The organism is Pseudomonas cremoris (assembly GCF_014230465.1).
Genome location: NZ_JAAXCY010000007.1, coordinates 175,083 through 199,182, shown reverse-complemented (window position 1 = coordinate 199,182; position 24,100 = coordinate 175,083). Strand labels below are relative to the sequence as shown.

The window sequence follows — 24,100 nt, the reverse complement described above, 5'->3', positions numbered from 1 at the left end:
CGGTAGTCCTCCTGCGTCTTGGGTTGCCGACGCTTTTTGTTTTTAGCCCTGCAACGGCGTGCATTGCAGGGCTGGGCGAATCACAGCCTAAGGCGTTGGATCACGGACGGAAAATGACCTTGGCGGCCACTTCACTGCGGTCCGCGTAGCGCTGGAACATCGAAGGCAATTCATCCAGCGGCAGGTCGTGGGTGATCATGAATTTCCACTGCAATTCACCCGAGGCCAGTTTGTCGATGGAAGCCGTCCATTCATCTCCCGGGAACGGCGCGGAGAATGAGTTCCAAGCGCCGTGCAGGGAGATCTCCTGACGCAGGAAGTGCGAGAACGTGGCGGTGCTGATCGGCACTTCGCCGGTCGGGATGCCGATGAACACCACATGCCCGCCGGCCTTGGTCAACTGCACGGCCTGGTTGATCGAGCTTGGGTGGCCCGCCGCTTCGATCACCAATTGGCAACGCGGCAAGTCGGCATCCGAGGCGCCGCTGAGCAAGGTATGGGTGGCACCGGCCTGGCGCGCCATGGCGAGCTTTTCTTCGGCGATGTCGATGGCCACGATGTCCTTGGCGCCCATGATGCGCAGCCACTGGATCACAAACAGGCCAATCGGCCCACAGCCCACCACCGCCCCGCTCTGCCCGGCCTTGAATTCGGCCTTCCAGATGGCGTGCAGGGCAATCGCCGCAGGGTCCACCAGGGACGCGGCAATCGGGTCCATGCCCGCCGGCACCTTGATCAGGTTGCTCAGCGGCACATTGACGAACTCGGCGTAGGCGCCATCGCGGCGGCTGCCAAAGTAGTCGTATTGCTCGGAGCGCGACGGAAAACCACGGGCGTATTGGTCGCTGGTGACGTCCGGGATCATCGGCGGCACGGTGACCAGTTCACCAATGGAATAACCTTCGACGCCGCTGCCGATTTCTTCGATAAACCCGGCGAACTCATGGCCGCAGATCAACGGCATCACGTGGGCGCCCTTGCTCAGCATCCGTGGAATATCCGAACCGCACACCCCGCACGCGGCAACGCGTACCAACGCATGGCCAGGTTTTACAGCAGGCTTTGGAACGTCTTCGACCCGGATATCACCCGGTTTGTACATGACGGCAGCTTTCACAGTGAAATCCCCTGTTGGATAGGCAATGCAAGTGTTCAGCGCGTATCAGAGCGCGCCTGGACGGTATTCGCCGAAGGTGGCGTCGTGCTTGATCTCGGCCGCATCGGCCTTGGTCACGACCTTGGTGCCGGCATCGACAAACGCCGGGATGGTCTTGCCGCTCACCAGGCCGCGCGCCGCTTCAATCGCGACTTCGCCGAGGTAGCGCGGGTCGTTGAGGGCGGTGGCAACATACTGGTCACCGTTCTGGATAGCGTTGATGGCTTCGGACAGCCCATCCACACCGGCAACCAGTACGTTTTTCTTGCCACTTTCGTTAAGCACTTGGAGGGCGCCCATGGCCATGTCGTCGTTGTGGGCGATCACGGCCTTGAGGTCGGGGTGGGCTTGCAGCAGGTCTTGCATCGCCGTCACCGCATTGGCGCGCATGTATTCGCTGTAGGGGCCTTCGATGATCTTGAAGTCGGTACCGGCCAGCGCCGTGTGGAAGCCTTTTCGCCGCTCTTGCATCACGGTGCCGCCGGCGTCGCCCTGGATCTCGATGATCTTGCCGGTGACCACGCCTTTTTGCTTGAGCGCTGCCACCAGCGCCTGGCCGGACAACTCGCCCATCTTGGCGTTGTTACGGCCGATGGTCGCCGCCACCGGGGCATTGATGGCGCGGTCCACGGCAATCACCGGGACCTTGGCGCGCTTGGCAGCATCGAGGGAGGCGCCGACCGCATCCGGGTTGACGGCATTGATGATCAGCACGTCAACCTTGCGGGTCAGCAGGTCCTGGATATCGTTGTTCTGCTTGCTGATGTCGCCGTTGGCATCAAGGAAAATCAACTCGTCGCCGTCCTTGGCCGCAGCGGCCTTGGCGCCGTCACGCAGCTGCACATAGAAGGGGGATTGGAGGGTGACCTGGCTGAAACCGATCTTCAGGTCCTTGGCCTGGGCGTTCAGTGCCAGAACCGAGGCCGCGACAGCCAGAGCAAGGGACAGCACATGAACAGGTTTACGGGCTATCTGTAGCATGGTGATTCCTATTTTTATTGTTGTCTGGATTCGGGCGCGACCTTCAGGGAGGCCGTGCTCACAAATGTGAACCGCGATCACATTTGAAAAACTATGCCTTGTTCCCGAGGGTGTCAAGGCTATTTTGTTAAAATCCAAACATACGATATAAAAATCACAACATCAGTATAGCGCCGCCCTCCTCGATCATGTGCTGCTGGGCCTTGGACAGGGCTGGATCACTGATCACCCGCTGGAAATCCGCCAGCTCGGCAAAATGCGCGGCGCGCACTTGCTCGAATTTGCTGTGGTCGGCCACCAGCACGCAGGTCTGCGCTCGCGCCATGACGCGCCGTTTCACGTCCACTTCGTTGAGGTTGTAGCAGGTCACGCCATGGGCGGCGCTGACCCCTGCGGCGGAGATGAACGCCCAGGCGACGCGGATGCCATCGATAATCCCAGCCTCGGCGCGGCTTTCGAACACGAGGTTGCGACGGTCGAGCATGCCGCCACACAGAATCACCGTGCACAGCGGCTTTTGCTGGAGTTTGAGCAGCACGTTGAGGGAGTTGCACAGCGCGGTGAACTCCAGATCGTCGGGCAGCGCATCGACAATAAACGGCGTGGTCGTCCCACAATCGATAAAGATCGTATCGCCGGGACGCACAAGGCTGGCGGCACGCTGGCCGATCAGGCGCTTCTCGGCAATGTTACGCAGGTCTTGCTCAGCCACTTGATAGTCCGGCTCTGGTGCGCCGCTGCGGGTGACATGCCCGCCCAGCAGGCGCAGGCCCTGGGCGTTGTCCACCAGGTCGCGGCGCAGGGTCATTTCCGACACCCCAAGCAACGCCGCCATGTTCCGCAGATGCACCGCCGCCTCGCCTTGTAAGGCCCGGTGCATGGCTTTGATTCGTTCGGTTTTCTTTGAATCCACTGCGCTTTCACCCTGATTGAATGCGGCCGAGTGACAGAACGGCTCACAAAATCCATTTACAATGTTATTTATTTCACATTTAATGCATCCAACTTAACACAAACCGGCTTTTGCCAGCACCCTCTCCCACAGGACTTCTGCCATGCCCCAAGACACCTCGTCCCTCGCCGCCTATATCGACCACACGCTTTTGGCGGCCGATGCCTCCCAGGCAAGCATCCGCCAATTGTGCGATGAGGCCCGTACGTATGGCTTCAAGTCGGTCTGTGTGAACAGCGCCAATGTACCGCTAGCGGTCGAGTGCCTGGCGGGAGCGCCATCACTGGTGTGCGCCGTGGTCGGCTTCCCCTTGGGCGCAGGCCTCAGCGCCGCCAAGGCCCATGAGGCCGAACTGGCAATCCAGGCCGGCGCAAGGGAAATCGACATGGTGCTGAACATTGGGTGGCTAAACGACGGCTTGCTGGACTTGGTCCGCAACGACATCGCCCAAGTACTCAAGGCCTGCGGCGCGGTGCCGCTGAAAGTGATCCTCGAGACCGGCCTGCTCAATAATGAACAGAAGACCCAGGCCTGCGTGATTTGTCGGGAGTTGGACGTCGCCTTCGTCAAGACTTCAACGGGCTTCGGTCATGGCGGCGCAACCCTGGCCGATGTGCGTTTGATGCGTGAAGTGGTCGGCCCGGTGATCGGCGTGAAAGCCTCTGGCGGCGTTCGAGACGTAGCGACTGCCCTGGCGATGATTGAGGCCGGTGCCACACGGTTGGGCAGCAGTTCCGGCATTGCAATTGTCAGCGGTGCTGCTGCGGTGGCGGGTGCCTACTAGGGCTGGCGTGGAGCGAGCACGCTCGCTCCCGCACGGTTTACTTCACCTTGCTGCTCAGGCTATCAACGCTGCGTTTGAGGTCGTCCAGGCTGCGTTTCAAACCGTCTATATCGCTTTTCTGGCGTTCAATGGTGCTTTTCTGATCAGCTACCGTGCGCTTGAGGTCTGACAGTTGACTGTCGCTAGCGCTGGAGCTGGAACCGTTGTTGCGCTTGAGCTCATCGAACGCCCGATCCTGAGCGTCCAGTTTGCTTTTCAGGCTTTGCAGCTCGGTGTCGTTTCGCTTCTGGCTGGACTTCAAGCCGTCGATATCATTCACCGTGATACTGGTGGTCTTCAATACGTACAGGTTCCCCGCCTCCAGCGAGGCGCCGGTCAACCTGTCACTGCCTGACGGACTAAAATCCCCCCATTGCACCGTCTCTCTCGCCTGAGCCGTACCGGCCAACAACCCCACAACGCTTGCAGCAATCATCCAAGAACGCTTGCGAACACTGAGCATCAACTGATTCCTTTCCAGACTGCCGGGATGGCATATCGCTATGACTGTCATTTATGAATCTTGTTCCCGCGCAGTAGCAAGCCTCAGCCCTTTCTCTAAAAGCCTACGTAGATCACTGATCTATCGAGCTTTTTCGCCTGCATGTTTGTATAAGAAAGCTGCCCTTCGGCCTTGCACCGAAGCGTCTGGGCCTATATATTCCCAACCCTGCAACAACGCGCTACCGCCCGAATGGCGAAACTGGTAGACGCATGGGACTTAAAATCCCCCGCTCGTAAGGGCGTCCCGGTTCGATTCCGGGTTCGGGCACCATAGATATCAAGGGCTTGCGTGATGAACTTCATGCAGGCCCTTATCTTTTCCGCTCCGCAATTTCCAAGCTTGCTCCGCAATTCCCATCTCCGGCGTCCTGCCGACCGCTATACACGCCCACCTTCACAATGACACGATAACGCTCCGCCTTTGTAAGTAGGAATACAGGATGTTCAGTCACGTCACCGTTGGGACAAACGATCTTGATAAGGCCTCGACCTTCTATGACGCGGTGCTGATCCCGCTGGGGCTCGCTCGTAGGCCTGTCACCCCTGATGGCGGGCCACCTTCGGCCTGCTGGATCAAGCCAGATAGCGTTTTGCCTCGCTTTTATGTCTACAGCCCCTATGACCGCAGTGAAGCCAGAGCAGGGAATGGCAGCATGGTGGCTTTCAGCGCCCCCTCTCCAAATGCGGTAGATACCGCCTATGCCGCTGGGCTTCTTGCGGGTGGAACTGATGAAGGTGAGCCGGGCCAACGCTCCCACTATGGTGACGGTTACTACGGTGCGTACCTGCGTGATCCAGATGGCAACAAGGTGCATATCGCCCATCGTGGAGATTTGTACTTGGCGGGGTAACCGCCGCTCGCCGTCCGCACTGACCCCGCGCCCATCGACAACATTCTCTCAGACTGACAGCCACCCACATTTTGTGGGTGGCTCTATTGTCAGGCGCTTAATTGAATGCCATACCTCACCTCGACCAGTGCTACGCCGCCCCGTTCAAGGTTGCGCTCACTGCCCGCCTCCTCAACACATCCTGCCCTGCGGTAAAACTGGATAGCCCGCTCATTCCGAGCCAAGACCCAAAGCGTCAGTCGGTCATACCCTTGTTCCAACAAGTGCTGCACGCCGGCTTGCCACAGGGCCAACCCCACGCCCGTTTGCCAATGTCCCGCCAACACGTAAATGGCCATGACCTCGCCGATGTTTTGCCCAGCCGCATCGTCGTCACGGCTGGCGCCAACGGATATCCAACCGACAACCTGATTGTTCCGCTCTGCAACCCAAACGCCGGCATCGCTCGACTCAATTGAGCGAACCCAGAATGATTCACGCTGGGCCAGGGTTGCTTGCAACGCATCCAGGTACTCGGCCGGCATCAGGTCGCGGTACGCCGCTTGCCAGCTGCTGATGTGCACCTGGGCAATCGCCTGTGCGTCGGAGGGTAACGCCTTGCGAATCATGGGGGTGGTCCTTCTTCAAACGCTGCTGTCCAGTGGAACGTCAGCCTGACACACACTCTGTTTCAGATTAATAAACCAAGCCGACACATTGATCGTTTTCAACCGGGAAAAACTTCAGGAGCAGCGTTTTAAGCGGGTACTTCTGCGAGTGCACCTCGTAGGCAACGGTAGTAGAACTGTCCGCGTCAGAGCCATTCCCCGCCGTTGAAGCCTCGGCTATCTTGACCAATTTGACGTTTGAAATATCACCCACCAGAGACCGAACCTGGTTCCACCCAACAAGCGGATCATCCACTGACTTGAGGCATAACAATGATTGCCACCGCGCCTTGTCGCCTCGCTGGTACGCCGAAACGGCTTGCTCAGCGAGTTTCAACGTATGTTGTGCGCCGGTTAGGTGAGTTGAAGAGGGTGAGCTTTGTTGAGTTGAGCATCCTGCCAACAGCATGCTCATGAATAACGCTGCCAGTGCTGCAGGTTTTGTCGAGAGTTCAAGCGGCATTCCGTTTCGCCTTTTAGGTAAGTCGTTTTCCAGCGGCGGAACATAACTGAATTTGTCTTTGATGGCACCGTCTCGGCAGAGCAAGCGCCATAAAGGGCCAGTTGAGTGGCACCGAAGCGGTCTATGCTAAGCCGGTGCAGCCTGCCCCGTAAGACCAGCCTGCGCCAACCCACTGAACGGAGGTCCACCATGAACCCGCACAGCACCGCGCTTGTCCTGATCGAATTCCAGAACGACTTCACCACGCCCGGTGGCGTGTTCCACGACGCCGTCAAAGACGTCATGCGCACCTCTGACATGCTGGCCAACACCGCAGCCACGGTGCAGCAGGCGCGCAAGCTGGGGGTGAAGATCATCCACCTGCCGATCCAGTTTGCCGAGGGCTACCCGGAGTTGACCACGCGCGATTATGGGATTCTCAAGGGCGTCGCCGATGGCAGCGCCTTCCGCGCCGGCAGTTGGGGCGCCGAGATCACGGAGGCCGTGGGCCGTGAAGCGGGCGATATCCTGGTTGAAGGCAAACGCGGACTGGATGGGTTTGCCACCACGGGGTTGGACCTGGTGTTGCGTAACAACGGAATCCAGAACCTGGTGGTCGCGGGGTTTCTCACCAATTGCTGTGTCGAAGGTACCGTTCGCTCGGGGTATGAGAAAGGCTACAACGTGGTAAGCCTGACCGACTGCACGGCGACCTTCACTGACGAGCAGCAACACGCGGCAGAGAACTTCACGCTGCCGATGTTTTCCCAGACACTGAAACACAACCAGTTCCTGGAAGCGTTGAAAACCCAATAAAAAAAAGGGCGACTACTCGAAATAGTCGCCCCTTCCTGCCTGGCTCATTCAGTCGGCGCGTACTGCATTTCACCGTTGCCGAACGACCAATCCTCGCGTTTCACGTCCACCAGGCTTATCCACACATCCTCCTTGCGCAGCCCGGTCTTGGCGTGAATGCCGTCGGCGATGAATTGATAGAAGGCCTTTTTCACCTCAACCGTGCGACCGGTATTCCAGGTGACCTGGATAAACACAATCCGAGGTGTGTAGGTGACGCCCAGGTAACCCGCAGCCGGGTACACCAGTTCATCCTGGGCATGGCGGTTGATGATCTGGAATTTGTCGTGCTCAGGCACGTTGGCCACAGTGGTCATGGCGGCATACACCACATCGCCGATGGCGGCGGCGGTTTCAGCACTGGTGTCGGCGGCGAGGTCGATTCGAACGAGAGGCATGGGAAAATCCTGGGCAGGTTAGTGGCCAGGCCACATCGGTGGCCCTGATCATTAAGCTAATCCTGCACGGGACATTCATCAAGCGCATAATTCACAAATATATAATGAATTTTACGCATACAATCCGTTCAGCCGTTAAGCGTGATGCCCGAATAGGTGGGTGCAGGCACCTTGTGCCGACGCGGTTGCTGCTGCCAGGCGAGCTGCGCTTGGACACGGGCGACAGCCTCCAGCACTTTCTGTGCCCACAGCTCATCGTCGGGGCGTACGACAACCACGCGGAAACCGTGGTCGTAACCCTCGATCTGTACGCCTTCGGAGTCATCTACATGCAGGTCGATATCAAAGGCCGTCGGCAGTTTCGAGGGCGCGTTCGACAGCCCGCGTGCCGTGAGGGCGTGGCCGTGGCGCACGCTGTTGACCACGCCGTCAACGTGGATGCCGTACAGCAACAGCCAACGGCGGATGTAGGCCGGTGTGCGGCCCGACGAGGTGTAGACCCAGATACTGCAATTCTGGCGGCGCAGTTCGCGGATCAAGGCGCGGGTGCCATTGCGCAACGGCTCGCCCAACCAGCGATGCACGCACTCCGGCAATTTGCTGTCTTCAGCCGCACTGTGGTGCGGCTGGCAGGCCAGGGTGTCATCGATATCAAACGAAATACGCACGCGCTGTCCCTTGAAAACGGTGTTCATGGTGTCGAGCACTGGATTGCTTCCCATCAATGGCCACCCTGGTACGCGGTAACCTTTGCATCTGCCAGGAAAAATTCCGCCGGGTCTGGGGCGTTATCTTCCAGGAATGCCGCGTATTTTTTCTTGATCTTGGGCAATTCGTACAAAGCTTTCACACCATGCTTGGCTGAGTTGCGTATCACCGAGGACGGATTGAAGTAGCCCTCGGCGTTGTCCAGCGTCAGTACAAACGGCGGCAGCCCCTCACGCATCAGCAAATAGCTGACGATCAGCGATCCGCTGCGGTGATTGCCTTCGATAAACAATTGCGGCTTGCTGAGTACCCGCACATACACACCGGCGGCGCGCTTCCACACCGACTCGTTGTGGTGCTTGCAGTACCAGCTGTGCAAGTCCTTGATGCCGCCTTCCACGTTGTTGAAAAAGCGTTCCTCGGTTGCAGCCAGGTGCGGGGCGTATTCCAGCCGACGCACCGGATCCTTGCCGCACAGCACGGTGGCGTTGATCTCCAGCAGCAGGTTCAACTGCTGCAGATCGAACAGGTCGACACCCCGCGCGACATAGTCGTCAATCAGGGCATAGCCTTCAAGTACATTCTGCAACACCTCGTCGGTCAAGGGGTCGCGGGGCTCGGTAAAGTCCCGGCTGAGCGCGGCAAAACGACCCTGCACCTCACGCAGTGCGCGTTCAATCGCGGCCAGATCAAGACGACGTGTTGCAGTCATTGGCATTCCTGAAAAACGATGAATGGTTGGATCAGCTGAACTTGCCGCTGATGTAATCCCCGGTCATTTGCTCACGTGGGTTCTCGAAGATCTGGGTCGTTGGGCCCATTTCCACCAGATAACCGGTACGCGTGCCCTGGGAAATATCCACCGAGAAGAACGCCGTGGTATCGGCCACACGGATCGCCTGCTGCATGTTGTGGGTCACCAGGGCGATGGTGTAGTCCTTCTTCAACTCGACCATAAGCTCCTCGACACGGCGGGTGGCGATGGGGTCGAGTGCCGAGCAGGGTTCGTCCAACAGCAACACTTCCGGCTCGGTGGCGATGGCGCGGGCGATGCACAGACGTTGCTGCTGACCGCCAGACAACGACAGGCCGCTGACCTTGAGCTTGTCCTTGACCTCATCCCACAGCGCGGCGCCTTGCAGGGCGTGCTTGACGCGGTCGCCCAGGTCGCCCTTGTAGCGGTTCAACCGCAGGCCAAAGGCCACGTTGTCGAAAATGCTCATCGAGAACGGGTTGGGCTGCTGGAACACCATGCCGATATAGCGGCGCACCACTACCGGGTCAACGCCCTTGCCGTACACGTCCTGCCCGAGGAAATGCACATGGCCCTCGAAACGGAAGCCCTTGACCAGGTCGTTCATGCGGTTGAGGCTGCGCAGCACCGTGGACTTGCCGCAACCCGACGGGCCGATAAAGCCGGTGATCTTGTTCTTTTCAATCGGCACATGGCTGTCACGCACTGCCATGAAGTTGCCGTAGAAAATCTTGTCCAGCTTGCAGTCCATGACCACAGGCGATTCGGTGATAAACGGAGCGGCTATTTGCGCAGTAGAGGCGTTCAAGATACGGATGCTCCCTTTCTTAATACTTTGGCTTGCCGAAGATACGGCTCACGATATTCACGACCAGTACGATCATTACCAGCACCAACGAGGCCGCCCAGGCGAGCTCCAATTGGTTGTCGAACGGCATGCCGGAGAAGTTGTAAATCAGGACCGCCAGTGACGCCGTCGGATTCATCACCGCCAGGCTGCCGTCGTGGTAGATCCAGTAGTTGCTGAACAACGCGGTAAACAGCAACGGTGCGGTTTCGCCGGCGGCACGTGCCACGGCCAGCATCACACCGGTGAGGATCGCCGGCATGCCGGTAGGCAAGACGATCTTCCAGATCACCTGCGAGCGGGTGCAGCCCATGCCGTAGGCAGCGTCCTTCATGATCTTGGGCACCATGCGCATCGACTCTTCCGCCGTCAGCACCACGATCGGCAGCATCAGCACGGCCAGCGCCACACCGCCTGCCGGGGCCGAATAGGTACCAGTGGTCATCACCACCAGGGCGTAGGCGAATACACCGGCCAGAATGGACGGCAGGCCCGTGAGCATCTTCGCGGCAAACCGCGCGGCGTTGGCCAGCTTGCTGTCCGGGCCCAGTTCGGCCAGGAAGATCGCGGCCATGATGCCGACGGGCACGGCGATGGCGGCGGCGATGCCGACCATCACAAACGTACCGGCCATTGCGTTACCAAAACCGCCGCCCGTCTCGAAACCGGTGGGCGGCAGTTCAGTGAACACTTCCAGGCTCAGGCGTGCGCCGCCCCGGGTGATCAGCATGTACAGCACGGAAATCAACGGCACGCTGGCCAGCAATGCGCCAGCCCATACCAACGTGGTCAAAACCAGGCTGCGCAGGGCTCGGCCTTCGAACTTGCGCTGCAAGCTCGGCATGGCCTTGATGGGGGAAGTCAGGTTCGTCATTATTTTTGACCCCGTTGTGCGTAGAGCATGATCATCGAACCGAGGATGTTCACCAACAGCGTGATAAACATCAGCACCAGAGCGGCGTACATCAACACCTCGACCTCGTTCGGGCCGGCTTCAGGGAAGTTCAGCGCGAGCAAGGCTGCCAGGGTGTTGGCCGGTGCAAACAGCGACAAGGAGATGTTGTTCGCGTTGCCCACCAGCATCGCCAGGGCCATGGTTTCGCCCAATGCGCGCCCGAGGCCGAGTACCAGGGAACCAAAGATGCCGGTGGCCGCAGACGGCACCATCACTTTGAGAATCGCTTCCCAGTGGGTGGTGCCCATGCCGTAGGCCGCTTGCTTGGTTTTCATCGGGACCGCCGTGAGGGCGTCCTGGGAAACGGCAGCGATGGTCGGCAAAATCATGATGGCCAGTACCAGCGCGGCCGGCAGCAAACCGGGCCCGCTCAGGGACGTGCCGAAAAAGGGGATCCAGCCGAGTTCGGAGTTCAGCCACGCGGTCAGCGGGCGGATGGCCGGGATCACTACGTAAATACCCCACAGGCCGTAGACGACGCTGGGGATGGCTGCAAGCAGTTCGACGATGGTGCGAAACACCGCCGCCAGTTTTGCCGGCAGGAAATCCTGGGTGAGAAAAATCGCCATGCTGACGCCGAAGAAACCCGCGATCAACAACGCGATAAAGGCACTGTACAGCGTGCCCCAAATGGCCGGCAAAATGCCGTACTTGCCTTGGTTAACGTCCCAAACGCTACCGAAAATAACGTCCAGGCCGTGCTTTTCCATACCTGGAAGCGCCTTGCGACCTACTTCGAACACCAGTGCGAAGACCAGTGCCAACACCAGCACTACGCCTATGCGTGCAAGCGCACGGAAGGTGCGATCAACCAGGAAGTCTTTGGTAGACGGTGGCTGGCAAGCAGAGTCCGGGTTAACCGGTACGACAAAAGGTGTGTTCATTGGCTAGTTCCGAAACAGGGGGGAAACTCCATCGGCGTGGCGGTCAGCACACGCCGATGGAGGTCTCGCGAGCCTTACTTGATGTTGGCTGACGCTTTGCGAACCTGATCGACTACCGACTGTGGCAGCGGGATGTAGCCCATCGAGTCAGCGATCTTCTGACCTTCGGTCAGGCTGTACTCGACCATTTCACGCATGGCCTTGGCTTTGGCTGGGTTGCCATTGTCCTTGCGGAAGATCATCCAGGTGTAGGTGGTGATCGGGTAGGACTTGGCACCGGCCGGGTCCGGCAGCCAGGCGATCAAGTTTTCCGGCATGGTCACTGCAGCCAGTGCTTCGGCACCGCTTTCAGCGTTAGGCACTACGTAGTGGCCAGCCTTGTTCTGCAGTTCGGCGAAGTCGACCTTGGCCAGCTTGGCAAAACCGTACTCGATGTAACCGATGGCGCCTGGGGTCTGGCGAACGGTGGCGGTGACGCCGTCGTTTTTCGGCGATTTAATGAATTTGTCAGTGGCAGGCCAGTTGACGGTGTTGCCTTCGCCCAATTCAGTCTTGAACTCGGCGTTGATGGCTGCCAAGTGCTTGGTGAATACCGCAGTGGTACCGCTGGAGTCAGCACGTACGACAACGGTGATCGGCGTGTCAGTCAGCTTGATGCCTGGGTTGGCGGCGACGATCTGCGGATCGTTCCACTTGGTGATCTTGCCCAGGAAGATGTTGGAGTACACATCGCGCGGCAGCTTCAGACCTTTAGGGTTACCCGGCAGGTTGTAGGCCAATACGATTTCACCGGCGGTCATCGGCAGCAACTGCGCGCCTTCAGCAACCTTGGCGATGTCTTCGTCTTTCATGGCCGAGTCGCTGGCCGCGAAATCAACGGTCTTGTTCAGGAAGTCCTGCACACCCGCGCCACTACCCTTGGATTGGTAGTCAACGGTCACACCTGGGGTCTTCTTGCTGAAATCCTTGAACCAGGTGAGGTAGATCGGGGCAGGAAAACTTGCGCCAGAGCCGGTCAGGCGGATGCTTTCGGCAGCAAACACCGAGGAGGCACTAAGAGAAACCGCGACGGCGAGTGCAGCAGACTTCATCAGACGTTTCATTCAGGAAAATCCTTGTGATTTCGGGCTCGGGCACTCTGCAACATTCTTGTTACGCTTTTATGAACGTGGAATGGCAAAACGCCGTCTTGTCCCCTTCTACCCCCGCAAAAAGGCATTTTGATGTCATTGGTTGGTAACAGAATGCGACTAAGACTTTGCCATCTCCCCCCACGTGAGCTACGCCCATGTCCTCAGTAGAAGACGCCTTGATGCAGCGCATCCACCGCGAATTGCTGGATCACAGCGACGAAGAGCTGGAACTGGAACTGTCCGAAGACGGGCATGACCTCAACGCGCTGTTCGATGAACACGTCGGTGAAAGCAGCGAAAAAGCCGCCCGCAGGATTTATTTCAGCGAACTGTTCCGCCTGCAGGGCGAACTGGTGAAATTGCAGAGTTGGGTGGTCAAGACCGGCCACAAAGTCGTGATTTTGTTCGAAGGCCGCGATGCCGCCGGTAAAGGCGGCGTGATCAAGCGTATTACCCAACGCCTCAACCCCCGAGTGTGCCGCGTGGCCGCCCTGCCCGCGCCGAATGACCGTGAACAGACCCAGTGGTACTTCCAGCGCTACGTCTCGCACCTGCCGGCCGCCGGCGAAATCGTGCTGTTCGACCGCAGTTGGTACAACCGCGCCGGTGTCGAGCAGGTGATGGGCTTTTGCAACGACGACCAGTACGAGGAATTCTTCCGCACCGTGCCGGAATTCGAGCGCATGCTGGCCCGCTCCGGTATCCAACTGATCAAGTACTGGTTCTCCATCTCCGACCAGGAACAGCACCTGCGCTTTCTAAGCCGCATTCACGACCCGCTCAAGCAGTGGAAACTCAGCCCCATGGACCTTGAGTCCCGTCGACGCTGGGAGGCCTATACCAAGGCCAAGGAAGTCATGCTGGAACGTACCCATATCGCCGAAGCACCGTGGTGGGTGGTGCAGGCCGATGACAAGAAGAAGGCCCGGCTCAACTGCATCAACCACCTGTTGAACCAGATGCCCTACGAAGAAGTGGAACTGCCAGTGATTGAGCTGCCGCAACGCGTGCGGCATGAGGAATATTCGCGCAGCCCCACACCGCCTGAACTGATCGTGCCGCAGCTGTACTGATCCGAACACGCTGTGGGACTGAGGGGAACACACCGCTAATCCCTGTGGGAGCGGGCTTGCTCGCGAATACGGAGTGTCAGCCACCGCATGAGGTGACTGATCCAACGCTTTCGCGAGCAAGCCCGCTCCCACAGTTGATTGCATTTCAGGGGAGAAACTCGGTCAGGCGCGCGCACCGATCAGCACCAGCACCCCGCCCCATTGCGTCACTCGGATCGGCAGGCTTTGCTCCAGCGCCTCCAGGGTCTGGCGCGCATCATCCAACGGAAACCGCCCCGTCACCCGCAAGCCCGCCACCTTGGCATCCAGCCGCACGATGCCACTGCGATACGGCCGGATCGCGTCCACCACCGTGGCCAACGTCTGGTTGCGCACCACCAGCCAGCCGTCCAGCCAAGCGGTCTCCGTTGCCGCCATGGGCACTTGGGTAAGGACTCGTTGGTGGTCGAACAACGTGCTCTGGTGCATGCCGATCCGTTGCTGGGCGCCACCCTCAAAGTGCAGCACCGCGTCGGCGTCGAGGGTAACCAGGCGCATAGCACTGCCCTGCTCGCTCAGCATCAGCCGGCCGCTGGTAGCACTGACGCGACCGGCGCGGGTGTTGACCTGCAACGGGCGCAGCACGTCCACCAGCATTTCACCTGCACGCAACTCAAGGCTGCGTGGGTCGGCTGAGAGTTTGGAAACTACCTGGCTACGGGCATTGAGCTTGAGCGTGCTGCCGTCCGCCAGTTGCCAGGTGCGGCGTTCGGCGGTGCCCGTGGCGTAGGTCTGCCCCGCCTCTTCAAAGCGTGACACCCAACCCACTCCCGCCGCCAACCCCACCGCACACAGGCTGGTGCGCAAGAACGCACGCCGGCTGCTGGGTTGCTCCAGGCTGCGCAACAACTGCGCGCTGGAACGCCCGCGCCATGGCGAGGCCTTCAACTGGTCAAGGCCGGCAATAAGCTGCTGGTACACCTGGCGGTGATGGGCCGAGGTGCTGCGCCATTCATCCAGCGCCTCCTGCTGCGCGGGCGTGAACTCGCCGGATTGGATCTGCACCAGCCAGCCGATGGCCTCCTCGGCCACCGGGTCGTTCAACGGGTGTTTGCTCACTCGCTCAACCCCAGGTAACAGGCGCGCAACGCCTGGGTCATCAACTGGTGGATACGCCCCAGCGACAGGCCCAAACGTTCGCTGATCTGCGTGTACGTCATGCCATCCAACTGGCTGTGCACGAACACGGCCTTGGCCTGCCCCGACAACCCATCCAACAGGCGGTCGATGGCCAGCAGGCTCTCGATCAGGATCAACTGTTCCTGGGGTGACGGATGCACGTGCTCGGGCACTTCGGCAAGAATCTGCAAGTAGGCCCGCTCCAAATCACGCCGACGCCAACTCTCGTACATCAGGCGCTGGGCGATGGTGGTCAACAGCGCGCGCGGTTCGCGGATAGCCGTCGGGTCGGGCAGCATCCAGACCTTGAGGAAGGTCTCGGCGGCGATGTCTTCTGCGCTGTGGCTGCAACCGGTGCGGTAGGACAAGCGCGCGCACAGCCAGCTGTAGTGCTGCTGGAAGATCTGCCCGATAAGTCGGGTCTTGAGCAAGGCATTCGGGTCCATAGGTCCATAATCTTCATGGACTGCACACGCCAGCGGACAAGTGGTGGTGGGCCTGTCGGGTTGAGGTAGACCTGCATCCAGGCAGGTGAATCCAGTTTGCCCCAGTGGGCATCACCAGATAAAAGAATAAAAAAGTTAACAAACTGCATTTTTTGCATAACCTTCATCGGGCTTACGGGCACGACGAAGCACCGCCTGCAGCCGTCGCAGGCGGTGACGAAACGCGGTCAGCGTGTGGCCAATTGCGCCTCGACGCGTTCCTGCTGGCGCAGCGGTCGCACCAACCAGGTCACCACCGCGGTCAGCACCAGCAGGATCAATGCCAACGCCCACAGCACGCCGTGGAAGGCGCTGTCGTAGCCGCCGATAAACAGGCTGTGCACAGTGCCGGCCTGTTCAGTGCCCAAGGCTTGCAACGAACCGGTGAGATTGCCGGCAGCCACTTCATCGATCCAGCGTTGCAAGGTGGTTGGATCCGGTGCCAGGCGGCTCAACGTGCCGCGCAGTTGGCTATCGAGCAAGGTCGCCAACAACGAGCCATACAACGCCACCGCAATCGCCTCACTGCCCAGACGGAAGGTGTTGAGCAAACCGGCGGCCATCCCGGCCTTCTGCTCCGGCACCGTCTTCAACGCCAGGCCATCCACCAGCCCCGCCGACAGCCCCATGCCGATGCCCACCAGCAACAATGGCAACGCCAATTGCCACAGGGTCACGCCGACCTGGCTGACCAACGCCAACGCCACCACGCCCACCAGCAACGCAATCAGGCTGGCCTTGAGAATGCCGATCGCCGACACCCCACGCGCCGCCCACTTGCCCGCCAGGATCGGGCAAAACAGCATCGGCACCGTCAGCAGCAGCATCGCCAGGCCCGCATGGGTCGCGCTCAATTGCAGTACACCGAACATGTAGCTCGGCAGGTACGTCAGCAACGTCACAAAGCCAAACGACGCCGCCACGGTGACCAGCGCCAGCCCCACGAACGGGCCACTCGACAGCAGCGACAGGTCGAGCATTGGCTGCAAGTGACGCCGCTCCTGCCAGGTGAACACCGCCAGCAACACCGCCGACACAGCCACTAGGCCGAGCACGCCCGGGCTGGTCCAACCCCATTGCGAGCCCTGCACGATAGCGACCATCAACGCCAACAACGCCAGTACAAACAGCGTCGCGCCCGGCACGTCGAACCGTGCGGTGCGCTCAGCCAGTTGCCCGTCTCGGGTGATCAATGGGCTACCCAGCAACACAATCACCAGGGTTACCGCATGCGCCCAGAAAATCGCGCGCCAACCGACGCTGTCGAGCAGCAGCCCGGACAAGGTCGGGCCCAGGCTCACCCCCAGCCCTGCCACCGTGCCGAACAACGCGAACGCCCGCAGCCGCGCCGGGCCGTCAAAGTGGGTGGACAAAATGGCGATGCCGCACGAGAAAATCGCCGCCGCCCCAATGCCCGCCAGCCCCCGCGCCACGTCCAGCAACCAGGCGTTCTCGGCCACTGCCGACAGCACCGACGCCACCACATACAGCGACGCGCCGGCCACGAAGCAGCGCTTGCGCCCGAGCCGATCCGCCAGCGCACCCCACGCCAGGGTGAAGCAGGCAAACGCCAGGTTGAAGGCGTTGACCACCCATTGCAGGCTGGTCAGCGGCGCCTGGATATCCGCGCCAATCGCCGGCAGCGCCAGGGCCGTGCCGGAGATGGAACTGGGCACGACGAAGATCGCCAGCAGGATGATGCTGAGTAGAGCCGTATCGGCAAACGAGTTTTTCATGGGTCCTTCCAGGGTCAAGTTGAGGTGAAGCCGTGCACCGGCAAACGGGCAGGACGGCGCAAGATGATGCCGTCGACCCAGGGCACCTGGTCCGCCGGCACCGCCAGGCGCAGGTTGGGAAAGCGCTGCAGCAAAATCTGCAACACCGTGGTGATTTCCAGCCGAGCCAGCGCCGCGCCCATGCAGTTGTGCATGCCGTAGCCGAACTGCAAATGCCGCGCATCGTTGCGGTCCAGGCGTATCACCAAAGGGTCCGGGAATACCGACGGGTCACGGTTGGCGGCAAATGCATCGGCATAGATGATACTGCCCTCGGGGATCAGCCCCCACGGCCCTTCCAGGTCGACGCTGGCCAGGCGCGGGAAGGTCGAGATGGTGCCCAACGGGATTACCCGCAGCAGTTCTTCCACCGCGCTGGGTATCAGCGCCGGATCGTCGACCAATTGCTGCCACAACTGCGGCGCGGCCAACAGGGTGTACACCGCCTTGGTCAGCACGGTGAGGATGTTCTGGTCACCGCCGATCAACACCCCGAGCAGAATGCCCACCAGTTCCTTGTCATCGAGCGGCGGTTCGCTGTCGGCACGGGTGGCAACAAACCGCTGGATAAGGCCATCCGGGTCCGTGGGCCGTGCGCCAGTGACCAGGTCGGTCAGGTAGTTGTATACGCCCCAGAACTGGTTCAACAGCTCCGGCACATCGGCATCCGACGCCACCTGCACGGTGTGGCTCAAGGGCCGGTAGTACTCGCGGTCACTCAAGGGAATGCCAAGCAACTGGCAGTCGACGGTCGCCGGGATATGGTCGAGTACCTGCGCAAACAGGTCCGCGCCAGGGGCCTGGCGTTGCAGTACGTCGAGGCGCTCGTGCGTGGCTTGCTCAGTTTTTTCCCGCAGCACCGCGACGCCACTGGGGCTGAAATCCCGGGCGACTACCTTACGCAGGCGACCGTGATCGGGAATGTCGTTGTTCAGCAGCAATTCCGGTGGCGTGATGGTGGGCAGGAAACTCGCGCCGTCCTCTTCGTTGCACGGGGCGCGGATCGCGCGGTTGTCCAGCAACAAGGCCTGCACATGTTCGTAGCGGGTCAAGTGAAAGGCCAGGTGACCGCTGGGCAGCAGTATCCTCGGCAAGCCATTGGCCGGGCTGGCGAGTTGATAAGCCGGCGGCGCATCCAGGTTGGGAATGCGCGCAACGGTGACCTGGGGTTCGGCACTCACGGCAATATTCATCAAGCAGTCTCCACGGCGGGTTGCAACAGGCTGACGCCGGTGAGGCGCTGCAACTGGGAAAGGGCCTGGTGGTTGTCGGTGAAGTGCAATACTTGCCAACCCAAAGCGGCGGCGGCTTCGATGTTCTCGGCCACGTCGTCGATCAACAGGCTGTGCCTGGCGGCGACGCCGGAGCGTTCGATGGCCACCTGGAAGAATGCCGCCTCCGGCTTGCGGGTGCGTTCCCTGCTGGAGTCGACAATCAGGTCGACCACCGCGTCCAGGCCCACCATGGCACGCCAGTGCTGCTCCCACTCCACCACGTTATTGGTGAGGATGCCGACACGAAAACCGGCGCGTTTGAGTGCCCGTACGGCGGCAATCAGGGGCGCATTGGGTGGCACGCCTGCAAACCATTGTTCGCCGAAAGACTGCAAGCGGGCGCGGCTCAGGTCGATGTTTGGATCACGGCGCCGCAGCGCCAGCTCCAGCCGCTGCCCCCAGTCCTGCTCGGTCAGCAAGGCACTCTCCACCGGCGCCAGCATCGGCACGCCAAGGTCATCGGCCACATCGCTCATGGCCTGTTGCAACACCCGTGGCGCAAGACCGGTCTTGACCTGGTACTGCTCAAACAACGCCGGAATCGGTGGCGACAGCACGCCGCCAAAATCAAACCAGACAAACTGCAAGTCACTCATCGCACACCCCCTGCTACCAGCGCCAATGGCGGGTTGGCAACCACGGGCAGCAACTCCAGCTCGGCGGTGGCGATCACGGCCCCGCCCTGCTCCACATCCAATGCCAGGGTGATACGACCGTGTTCGTCACGGGCCAGGCGGTTGAGATCGGCGCGCACGCGCGTCGGCAAACCAAACTCGCCAAACCGGGTGAATACCACGTGGCAACTGGACAACAGCAATTGCTCGGGGCCGGTCTGCAGCTGCCGGTCAGCCACCACCAGGGCGACCTGGCGGAAGCCTTCGAGCAGCAACATGCCGGGGATATGGTCCAGCGGGTGGTCGAAGATCGCCGGGTTGTTCAGGTCGACAATCAGCGGGGCCACCAGGCTTTCGGCGCCCTGCTCCAAGTCGTGGCCCAGCACCACATTGTTCAACCAGTGACGGCCCACGGCAGCGGGACTCAACGGCGCTGGCAGCTGTGCCAACGGGTCGGCGTCGGCCGGTATGGCCGCCAGGCCACGGGCGCGCATCTTGTTCCACGCAGCCGTACTCATCCAGCGGATGCTCATGCGCTCATGGCGTGCCGCGACTTCGCCATTGATGCTCAGCGACATGTTCAGCGTGACGCCACTCCGTTCGCCGTGGCGCAAGTACTCATCGACCACATACACATCGATTTCCGCCGACGCCGGACGGTCACCCACTACCAGCAGACGACGCTCGATAACGCGGGTGACGCTGTCCAAGTAGATGAACTTGTCTTGGGCACTGACATCCAGGAACGCATGGGAAATATAGATCGACGCTTGGCGGAATACTTCGAGCAACAACAACATGTCGTAGTGCGCGGCACGGTGAGTATGTTCACTGAAGTAACTGTGGGTTCGTGGTAGTTGTGCAGTGCAGCGAAAGTGTCCTTCTTTCACAAATTCAGCAGCGGTCAGGAACACCTCGCTGACCGCAGCACGGTGCACCATGCTGCGGGGTACGGTGTTTTCACAACGAATAGCCAAGGCTTCAGACATAGCAGTCTCCAACAATGACCAGGGAATAAAGACTACGCAGAGGTTTCCTTTTTCCGCTACTGACCGAACGGCTAGGTAAGCGGGCATGACCCCGTCGAACTGGCACTATAGACATGGGTATCTGTCTCCTGATGAGCTTTTCCGTAAGCGTGCAGACCGCTCAACAAGTTCGATGCTTCGAACTTTGCAGGCTTTGCGCGGACAACCGGTGCTGGCTGTCAGTACCCTTGTGCAGATAGTCCCTTATATTTTCACTGCGCACTTAGATCAGTTTGATCGAAGCTTATGCGCGCAACAAAATCATCTAGCCACCGAACTAAGTGTTCTAACTTAGTACTGAAAATCTGCCGGCGAAGTTGCTCAAGGTCGTAAAGAACATCACGACCCGGAGCAGATTTGCATGTTGAAAACAGGATTCACCCTGGCGCCGCTGGCCTGCGCTTTGGCCTTGGGCGGCCTGGCGCTGCCGACACTGGCGTTGGCCCAGACGGATGCGGCGTCGGTGCAAAGCGTCATCGACTTCAATATCCCCGCAGGCCCTCTGGACGAAGTGCTGCTGAGCATTTCGCAACAAAGCGGCCATCCGATTGCGTTCGACCCACCCTTGGTAGAAGGCCACGCGAGTCGTTCGATCCAGGGGCGCTTGAGCCAGGAACAGGCATTGGGGATTGCCTTGAGCGGCTCGCAGTTGGGTTTCAGCCAGACTGCCAGCGGCGCAGTGTTGATTCACCGGCTGGCCAACAGCACCGCACCGGCGGCGGCAATCAGCAGCGAGCCCCAGGCGCCAAGGCTTAAATCTGTCGAGGTCATCGGTACCCGGCGCAGTGACGTGACCGCCCTGCAAAGCTCGGCCCCGGTGGATGTGATCAGCAGCGAACAGCTGGAACGCGCCGGCACCGACAACCTGGCCAAGGCCCTGGAAACCCTGGTGCCTTCGGTGAACTACCCGCAGGTCAACGGCACCGACGGCGTGTCATCGCAGCGGCCGGTGTCGTTGCGCGGGTTGGCGGCCGATCAGGTACTGGTGCTGGTCAACGGCAAGCGTCGGCATGCCTCGGCCTTCGTCAATACCAAGGCCACCATCGGCCGTGGCTCGCAGTCGGTTGACCTGTCGACCATTCCCGTGAGCGCCGTTGACCATATCGAAGTGTTGCGCGATGGCGCCTCGGCCCAATACGGCTCGGACGCGATTGCCGGGGTGATCAACATCGTGCTCAAGGAGGAGGACCACGGCGGCGCAGTGCAAAGCACCTTTGGCAAGTACACCAAGGGCGACGGTTTTCGCCGTTCGGTAGGCGGTTGGACCGGCTTTACCTTGCCCGGCGATGGCTTCCTCACCCTCAGCGGCGAAGGCCTGCGCAGCGAACGCACGTCCACCGGCGGCACCGATGGCCGCCAGTTCTACCCCACTGGCGATGCCCGCGAAGCAGACGCCGACCGGCACTGGCGCTACGGTTCGCCGGGCCTTGAGGATTGGAATCTGGCGCTTAATACCGGCCTGTCATTGAACGACAGCGTCGACCTCTACGGCTTCGCCACCTACCAGGACCGTACCGGCGAATCCCAAGCCACCTTTCGGCGCCCTATCGACCCCAACAACTTGACCGCTGTGTACCCCAACGGCTTTCTGCCGCTGCTGGACGTACGCTCGCGAGACGCCTCGGTTACCGGCGGCGTGAAGATCCGCGATGACAGCCTCGGCACCTTCGACCTCAGCGCCAACTATGGGCGCAACCGCATCGACTATCACCTCAGTGACTCGCTCAACGCTAGCCTCGGGCCAACCAGCCCAACCAGCTTCAATGCCGGTGCGCTGGTCAATGAGCAAACCAACGTCGGTCTCGATCACGTAAAGGAATTCAAAGTGGGTTGGGGGGCGGGCCCGCTGGTATTTTCAAGCGGCCTGGCATGGCGCAACGAATCGTATGAAGTGATTGCCGGCGACCTCGCCTCCTGGACCCACGGCACCGCCCTGCCCACCCGCGCCGGCGGCGCCCAGGGCTTCCCCGGCACCCAGGACAGTGACGAAGGCCGGTATGCGCGCCATGTGTTCGGCGGCTACCTGGGCCTGGAACAGCAAGTCACCGAGAAACTGCAACTGGGTCTGGCCGGGCGCAGCGAGCACTACGATGACTTCGGCACCACCACCACCGGCAAATTTTCCGCACGCTATGACTTCACGCCGCAGTGGGGTCTGCGTTCGACCCTGAGCAGCGGCTATCGCGCCCCGACGCTCGGCCAGATCGGCACCTCGGCGACCCAGACCGAGTTCAAGGCCGGCGACCCCACCGCGTATCAAGTGGGCACCGTCAGCGTGAACACACCCGTTGCGCGTGCGCTCGGCGCCAGCGACCTGAAACCGGAGAAGTCCACCAGCCTGTCCCTCGGCGTGGTGTGGCAGCCGACTGAGCGGGGCAGCGTCAGCGTGGATGCGTACCACATTCGCATCAAGGACCGTATCGCCCTGTCGGAAACCCTCAGCGGCACCCAGGTCAGCCAGATCCTGGCCAATGAAGGCTATGGCAACTACTCCGGCGTGAGCTTTTTCACCAATGCCCTGGACACCAAGACCAGCGGCGTCGACGTGGCCGCCCACTATCGCCTGGACCTGGCGGACGCCAGCCAACTGACGCTCAACGGCGCCTTCAACTACAGCAAGACCCAGGTCACCGATATCAAGGACAACCCCGGCCCGTTGGCAGGTACCGGCATCACCCTGATCAACCGCGAAGCCCTCAGCTATGTGGAAAGCGCATCGCCCAACAGCAAGCTGATCCTCGGAGCCGACTGGCGCAAAGGTGCGTGGCAGGCCAGCTGGAACACCATTCGCTACGGCACCTACACCCTTGACTCCAACCTCGGCGAAGCCCGCGACCAGACCTTTTCCGCGCAATGGGTGAGCAACGCCAGCGTGTCCTACGACATCAACCAGGCACTGACCCTGACCCTGGGCGGCAACAACATCTTTGACAGCTACCCGGACAAGATCGACGTGGCGAACCGCTTTGTCGGCGGGCGCGTGGCGTACCAAAGCATCTCCCCGGCGGGTGCCGAAGGCGCCTTCTACTACGTGAAAGCCGACTACCGCTTCTGAGGACTTCCCATGAGTTTTGATCCTGTGCGTTTTATCCAAGTGTTCGAACATGACTTTGCCCAAGCCAAGCAGTTATTGATCAAGCACCAGGTGTTGTCGGCCAATGAGGCGGGGAATATCAGCCTGCGCATTCCCGGCGAGCAGCGGCTGGTGATTGCCTCGCTGAGCGGTGCGGACAGTGGCGTGTCGGCGATCGTGGATTTCGACTTGCAGCACAGCCAGGGCAGCCTGACCGACAACCTCAAGGAAGTGGCGGCGCTGCATGTAGCGATCTACCGCGAACGGCCACAAGTGAATGCGGTGATTCATACGCACTCGCCGTACCTGACAGCGTTTGCGATTGCCGGGCGGCCATTGCGGGCGCACGCCTCGCAACTGTTGGGCGTGCTTGATGAGGACCAGGAGATCCCGTTGACCGCATGGGGCCCACGTTACGCACCGGAGCCCGTTGTGGCGGCCTTGCATGAACACCCGCGTGCGCCGGCGGCGCTGCTGGCAAACCACGGACCCTTTGCCTGGTCGGAACGCGATGTGTTGGCGGCGACGCGGCTGCTGATCAATCTGGAAGAAGCCGCGTACCTGACGTTCCTGGCGGCCCAGCTCGGCACGCCGCAGCCGTTTCCCGCAGGCGCAGCACAGCGTTCGCGCCTGGGCTGGAGCGCCCCATGATGGCGGCTCCGCGATCCTACTGTGGGAGCTGGCTTGCCTGCGATGGCGGTCTTGGAGCCGGCCGGATTGCTGGATCAGA

At 60.6% G+C, this 24,100-nt stretch carries 25 protein-coding genes and 1 tRNA gene; 7 read left to right on the top strand and 19 right to left on the bottom strand.

Features of this window, described 5'->3' with window-relative positions; all coding sequences use genetic code 11:
- Window positions 1–100 precede the first annotated feature (100 nt).
- The 3 genes from HF257_RS18920 to deoR form a co-directional block, all read right to left on the bottom strand.
- Entirely contained in the window at window positions 101–1,117 is a 1,017-nt protein-coding gene (locus HF257_RS18920) for a galactitol-1-phosphate 5-dehydrogenase (RefSeq protein WP_312494539.1), read from the bottom strand.
- A gap of 45 nt (window positions 1,118–1,162) precedes the next feature.
- A complete protein-coding gene (locus tag HF257_RS18915) occupies window positions 1,163–2,137 on the bottom strand; it encodes a substrate-binding domain-containing protein (RefSeq protein WP_185705935.1) in 975 nt (324 codons plus the stop codon).
- A gap of 154 nt (window positions 2,138–2,291) precedes the next feature.
- The gene (deoR, locus tag HF257_RS18910; protein ID WP_185705933.1) at window positions 2,292–3,050 is read right to left on the bottom strand and encodes a DNA-binding transcriptional repressor DeoR; all 759 of its coding nucleotides are present in this window, start codon (window positions 3,048–3,050) and stop codon (window positions 2,292–2,294) included.
- 142 nt (window positions 3,051–3,192) lie between these two features.
- Between deoR and deoC the strand changes: the two genes are divergently transcribed.
- Window positions 3,193–3,873 (top strand): deoxyribose-phosphate aldolase, encoded by a 681-nt coding sequence (gene deoC, locus HF257_RS18905; RefSeq protein ID WP_185705931.1) that lies wholly within the window; start codon window positions 3,193–3,195, stop codon window positions 3,871–3,873.
- A gap of 37 nt (window positions 3,874–3,910) precedes the next feature.
- On the opposite strand, the gene HF257_RS18900 is transcribed toward deoC, so the two are convergent.
- Window positions 3,911–4,252: a hypothetical protein gene (locus tag HF257_RS18900; protein WP_233100295.1), complete on the bottom strand. Its 342-nt coding sequence runs from the start codon at window positions 4,250–4,252 to the stop codon at window positions 3,911–3,913.
- Between the two features lie 348 nt (window positions 4,253–4,600).
- On the opposite strand from HF257_RS18900, the gene HF257_RS18895 reads away from it, so the two are divergent.
- Window positions 4,601–4,687 (top strand) — tRNA-Leu (locus tag HF257_RS18895).
- Window positions 4,688–4,856: 169 nt separating this feature from the next.
- Window positions 4,857–5,267: a VOC family protein gene (locus HF257_RS18890; RefSeq protein WP_185705928.1), complete on the top strand. Its 411-nt coding sequence runs from the start codon at window positions 4,857–4,859 to the stop codon at window positions 5,265–5,267.
- 89 nt (window positions 5,268–5,356) lie between these two features.
- Here HF257_RS18890 and HF257_RS18885 read toward each other — a convergent pair whose 3' ends face one another.
- Both HF257_RS18885 and HF257_RS18880 read right to left on the bottom strand, forming a co-directional pair.
- Window positions 5,357–5,875, bottom strand: a complete 519-nt coding sequence (locus HF257_RS18885; protein WP_185705926.1) for a GNAT family N-acetyltransferase — start codon at window positions 5,873–5,875, stop codon at window positions 5,357–5,359.
- A 67-nt stretch (window positions 5,876–5,942) separates the two neighbouring features.
- Window positions 5,943–6,377 carry a hypothetical protein gene (locus tag HF257_RS18880; protein WP_185705924.1) on the bottom strand — a complete coding sequence of 145 codons (435 nt, stop codon included), beginning with the start codon at window positions 6,375–6,377 and terminating at the stop codon, window positions 5,943–5,945.
- Between the two features lie 189 nt (window positions 6,378–6,566).
- Between HF257_RS18880 and HF257_RS18875 the strand changes: the two genes are divergently transcribed.
- A complete protein-coding gene (locus HF257_RS18875; RefSeq protein ID WP_185705922.1) occupies window positions 6,567–7,172 on the top strand; it encodes a cysteine hydrolase in 606 nt (201 codons plus the stop codon).
- Between the two features lie 44 nt (window positions 7,173–7,216).
- On the opposite strand, the gene HF257_RS18870 is transcribed toward HF257_RS18875, so the two are convergent.
- The 7 genes from HF257_RS18870 to pstS form a co-directional block, all read right to left on the bottom strand.
- A complete protein-coding gene (locus HF257_RS18870; RefSeq protein WP_185705920.1) occupies window positions 7,217–7,609 on the bottom strand; it encodes a tautomerase family protein in 393 nt (130 codons plus the stop codon).
- Between the two features lie 128 nt (window positions 7,610–7,737).
- Window positions 7,738–8,331, bottom strand: coding sequence for a hypothetical protein (locus tag HF257_RS18865; RefSeq protein ID WP_185705918.1), 594 nt, complete (start codon window positions 8,329–8,331; stop codon window positions 7,738–7,740).
- Window positions 8,331–9,029 (bottom strand): hypothetical protein, encoded by a 699-nt coding sequence (locus tag HF257_RS18860; protein WP_185705916.1) that lies wholly within the window; start codon window positions 9,027–9,029, stop codon window positions 8,331–8,333. Before HF257_RS18860 ends, HF257_RS18865 begins: the two co-directional genes overlap by 1 nt.
- Before the next feature lie 31 nt (window positions 9,030–9,060).
- Complete coding sequence (gene pstB, locus HF257_RS18855; RefSeq protein ID WP_218187290.1) at window positions 9,061–9,822, bottom strand: phosphate ABC transporter ATP-binding protein PstB; 762 nt, start codon at window positions 9,820–9,822, stop codon at window positions 9,061–9,063.
- Between the two features lie 76 nt (window positions 9,823–9,898).
- The gene (gene pstA, locus HF257_RS18850; protein WP_185705912.1) at window positions 9,899–10,792 is read right to left on the bottom strand and encodes a phosphate ABC transporter permease PstA; all 894 of its coding nucleotides are present in this window, start codon (window positions 10,790–10,792) and stop codon (window positions 9,899–9,901) included.
- Window positions 10,792–11,757, bottom strand: coding sequence for a phosphate ABC transporter permease subunit PstC (gene pstC / locus HF257_RS18845; RefSeq protein ID WP_185705910.1), 966 nt, complete (start codon window positions 11,755–11,757; stop codon window positions 10,792–10,794). The genes pstA and pstC overlap by 1 nt, the downstream gene beginning before the upstream one ends.
- 74 nt (window positions 11,758–11,831) lie before the next feature.
- Window positions 11,832–12,860, bottom strand: coding sequence for a phosphate ABC transporter substrate-binding protein PstS (pstS, locus tag HF257_RS18840; RefSeq protein WP_185705908.1), 1,029 nt, complete (start codon window positions 12,858–12,860; stop codon window positions 11,832–11,834).
- Window positions 12,861–13,045: 185 nt separating this feature from the next.
- On the opposite strand from pstS, the gene ppk2 reads away from it, so the two are divergent.
- Window positions 13,046–13,963 (top strand): polyphosphate kinase 2, encoded by a 918-nt coding sequence (gene ppk2 / locus HF257_RS18835; protein ID WP_185705905.1) that lies wholly within the window; start codon window positions 13,046–13,048, stop codon window positions 13,961–13,963.
- A gap of 162 nt (window positions 13,964–14,125) precedes the next feature.
- Here ppk2 and HF257_RS18830 read toward each other — a convergent pair whose 3' ends face one another.
- The 6 genes from HF257_RS18830 to HF257_RS18805 form a co-directional block, all read right to left on the bottom strand.
- Window positions 14,126–15,061, bottom strand: a complete 936-nt coding sequence (locus HF257_RS18830; RefSeq protein WP_185705903.1) for a FecR family protein — start codon at window positions 15,059–15,061, stop codon at window positions 14,126–14,128.
- Complete coding sequence (locus tag HF257_RS18825; protein WP_105696888.1) at window positions 15,058–15,567, bottom strand: sigma-70 family RNA polymerase sigma factor; 510 nt, start codon at window positions 15,565–15,567, stop codon at window positions 15,058–15,060. The genes HF257_RS18830 and HF257_RS18825 overlap by 4 nt, the downstream gene beginning before the upstream one ends.
- 227 nt (window positions 15,568–15,794) lie before the next feature.
- Complete coding sequence (locus HF257_RS18820) at window positions 15,795–17,342, bottom strand: MFS transporter (RefSeq protein WP_185705901.1); 1,548 nt, start codon at window positions 17,340–17,342, stop codon at window positions 15,795–15,797.
- A 14-nt stretch (window positions 17,343–17,356) separates the two neighbouring features.
- A complete protein-coding gene (locus HF257_RS18815) occupies window positions 17,357–18,574 on the bottom strand; it encodes a cytochrome P450 (protein ID WP_185705899.1) in 1,218 nt (405 codons plus the stop codon).
- A complete protein-coding gene (locus HF257_RS18810; protein WP_185705897.1) occupies window positions 18,574–19,251 on the bottom strand; it encodes an HAD family hydrolase in 678 nt (225 codons plus the stop codon). The genes HF257_RS18815 and HF257_RS18810 overlap by 1 nt, the downstream gene beginning before the upstream one ends.
- Window positions 19,248–20,258 carry a ScbA/BarX family gamma-butyrolactone biosynthesis protein gene (locus HF257_RS18805; protein WP_185705895.1) on the bottom strand — a complete coding sequence of 337 codons (1,011 nt, stop codon included), beginning with the start codon at window positions 20,256–20,258 and terminating at the stop codon, window positions 19,248–19,250. The genes HF257_RS18810 and HF257_RS18805 overlap by 4 nt, the downstream gene beginning before the upstream one ends.
- 400 nt (window positions 20,259–20,658) lie before the next feature.
- Here HF257_RS18805 and HF257_RS18800 point away from each other — a divergent pair, with 400 nt between their 5' ends.
- Both HF257_RS18800 and HF257_RS18795 read left to right on the top strand, forming a co-directional pair.
- On the top strand, window positions 20,659–23,352 hold the full coding sequence (locus HF257_RS18800) for a TonB-dependent receptor (RefSeq protein ID WP_185705893.1): 2,694 nt from the start codon (window positions 20,659–20,661) through the stop codon (window positions 23,350–23,352).
- A gap of 9 nt (window positions 23,353–23,361) precedes the next feature.
- On the top strand, window positions 23,362–24,021 hold the full coding sequence (locus tag HF257_RS18795; RefSeq protein ID WP_185705891.1) for a class II aldolase/adducin family protein: 660 nt from the start codon (window positions 23,362–23,364) through the stop codon (window positions 24,019–24,021).
- Window positions 24,022–24,100 lie beyond the last annotated feature (79 nt).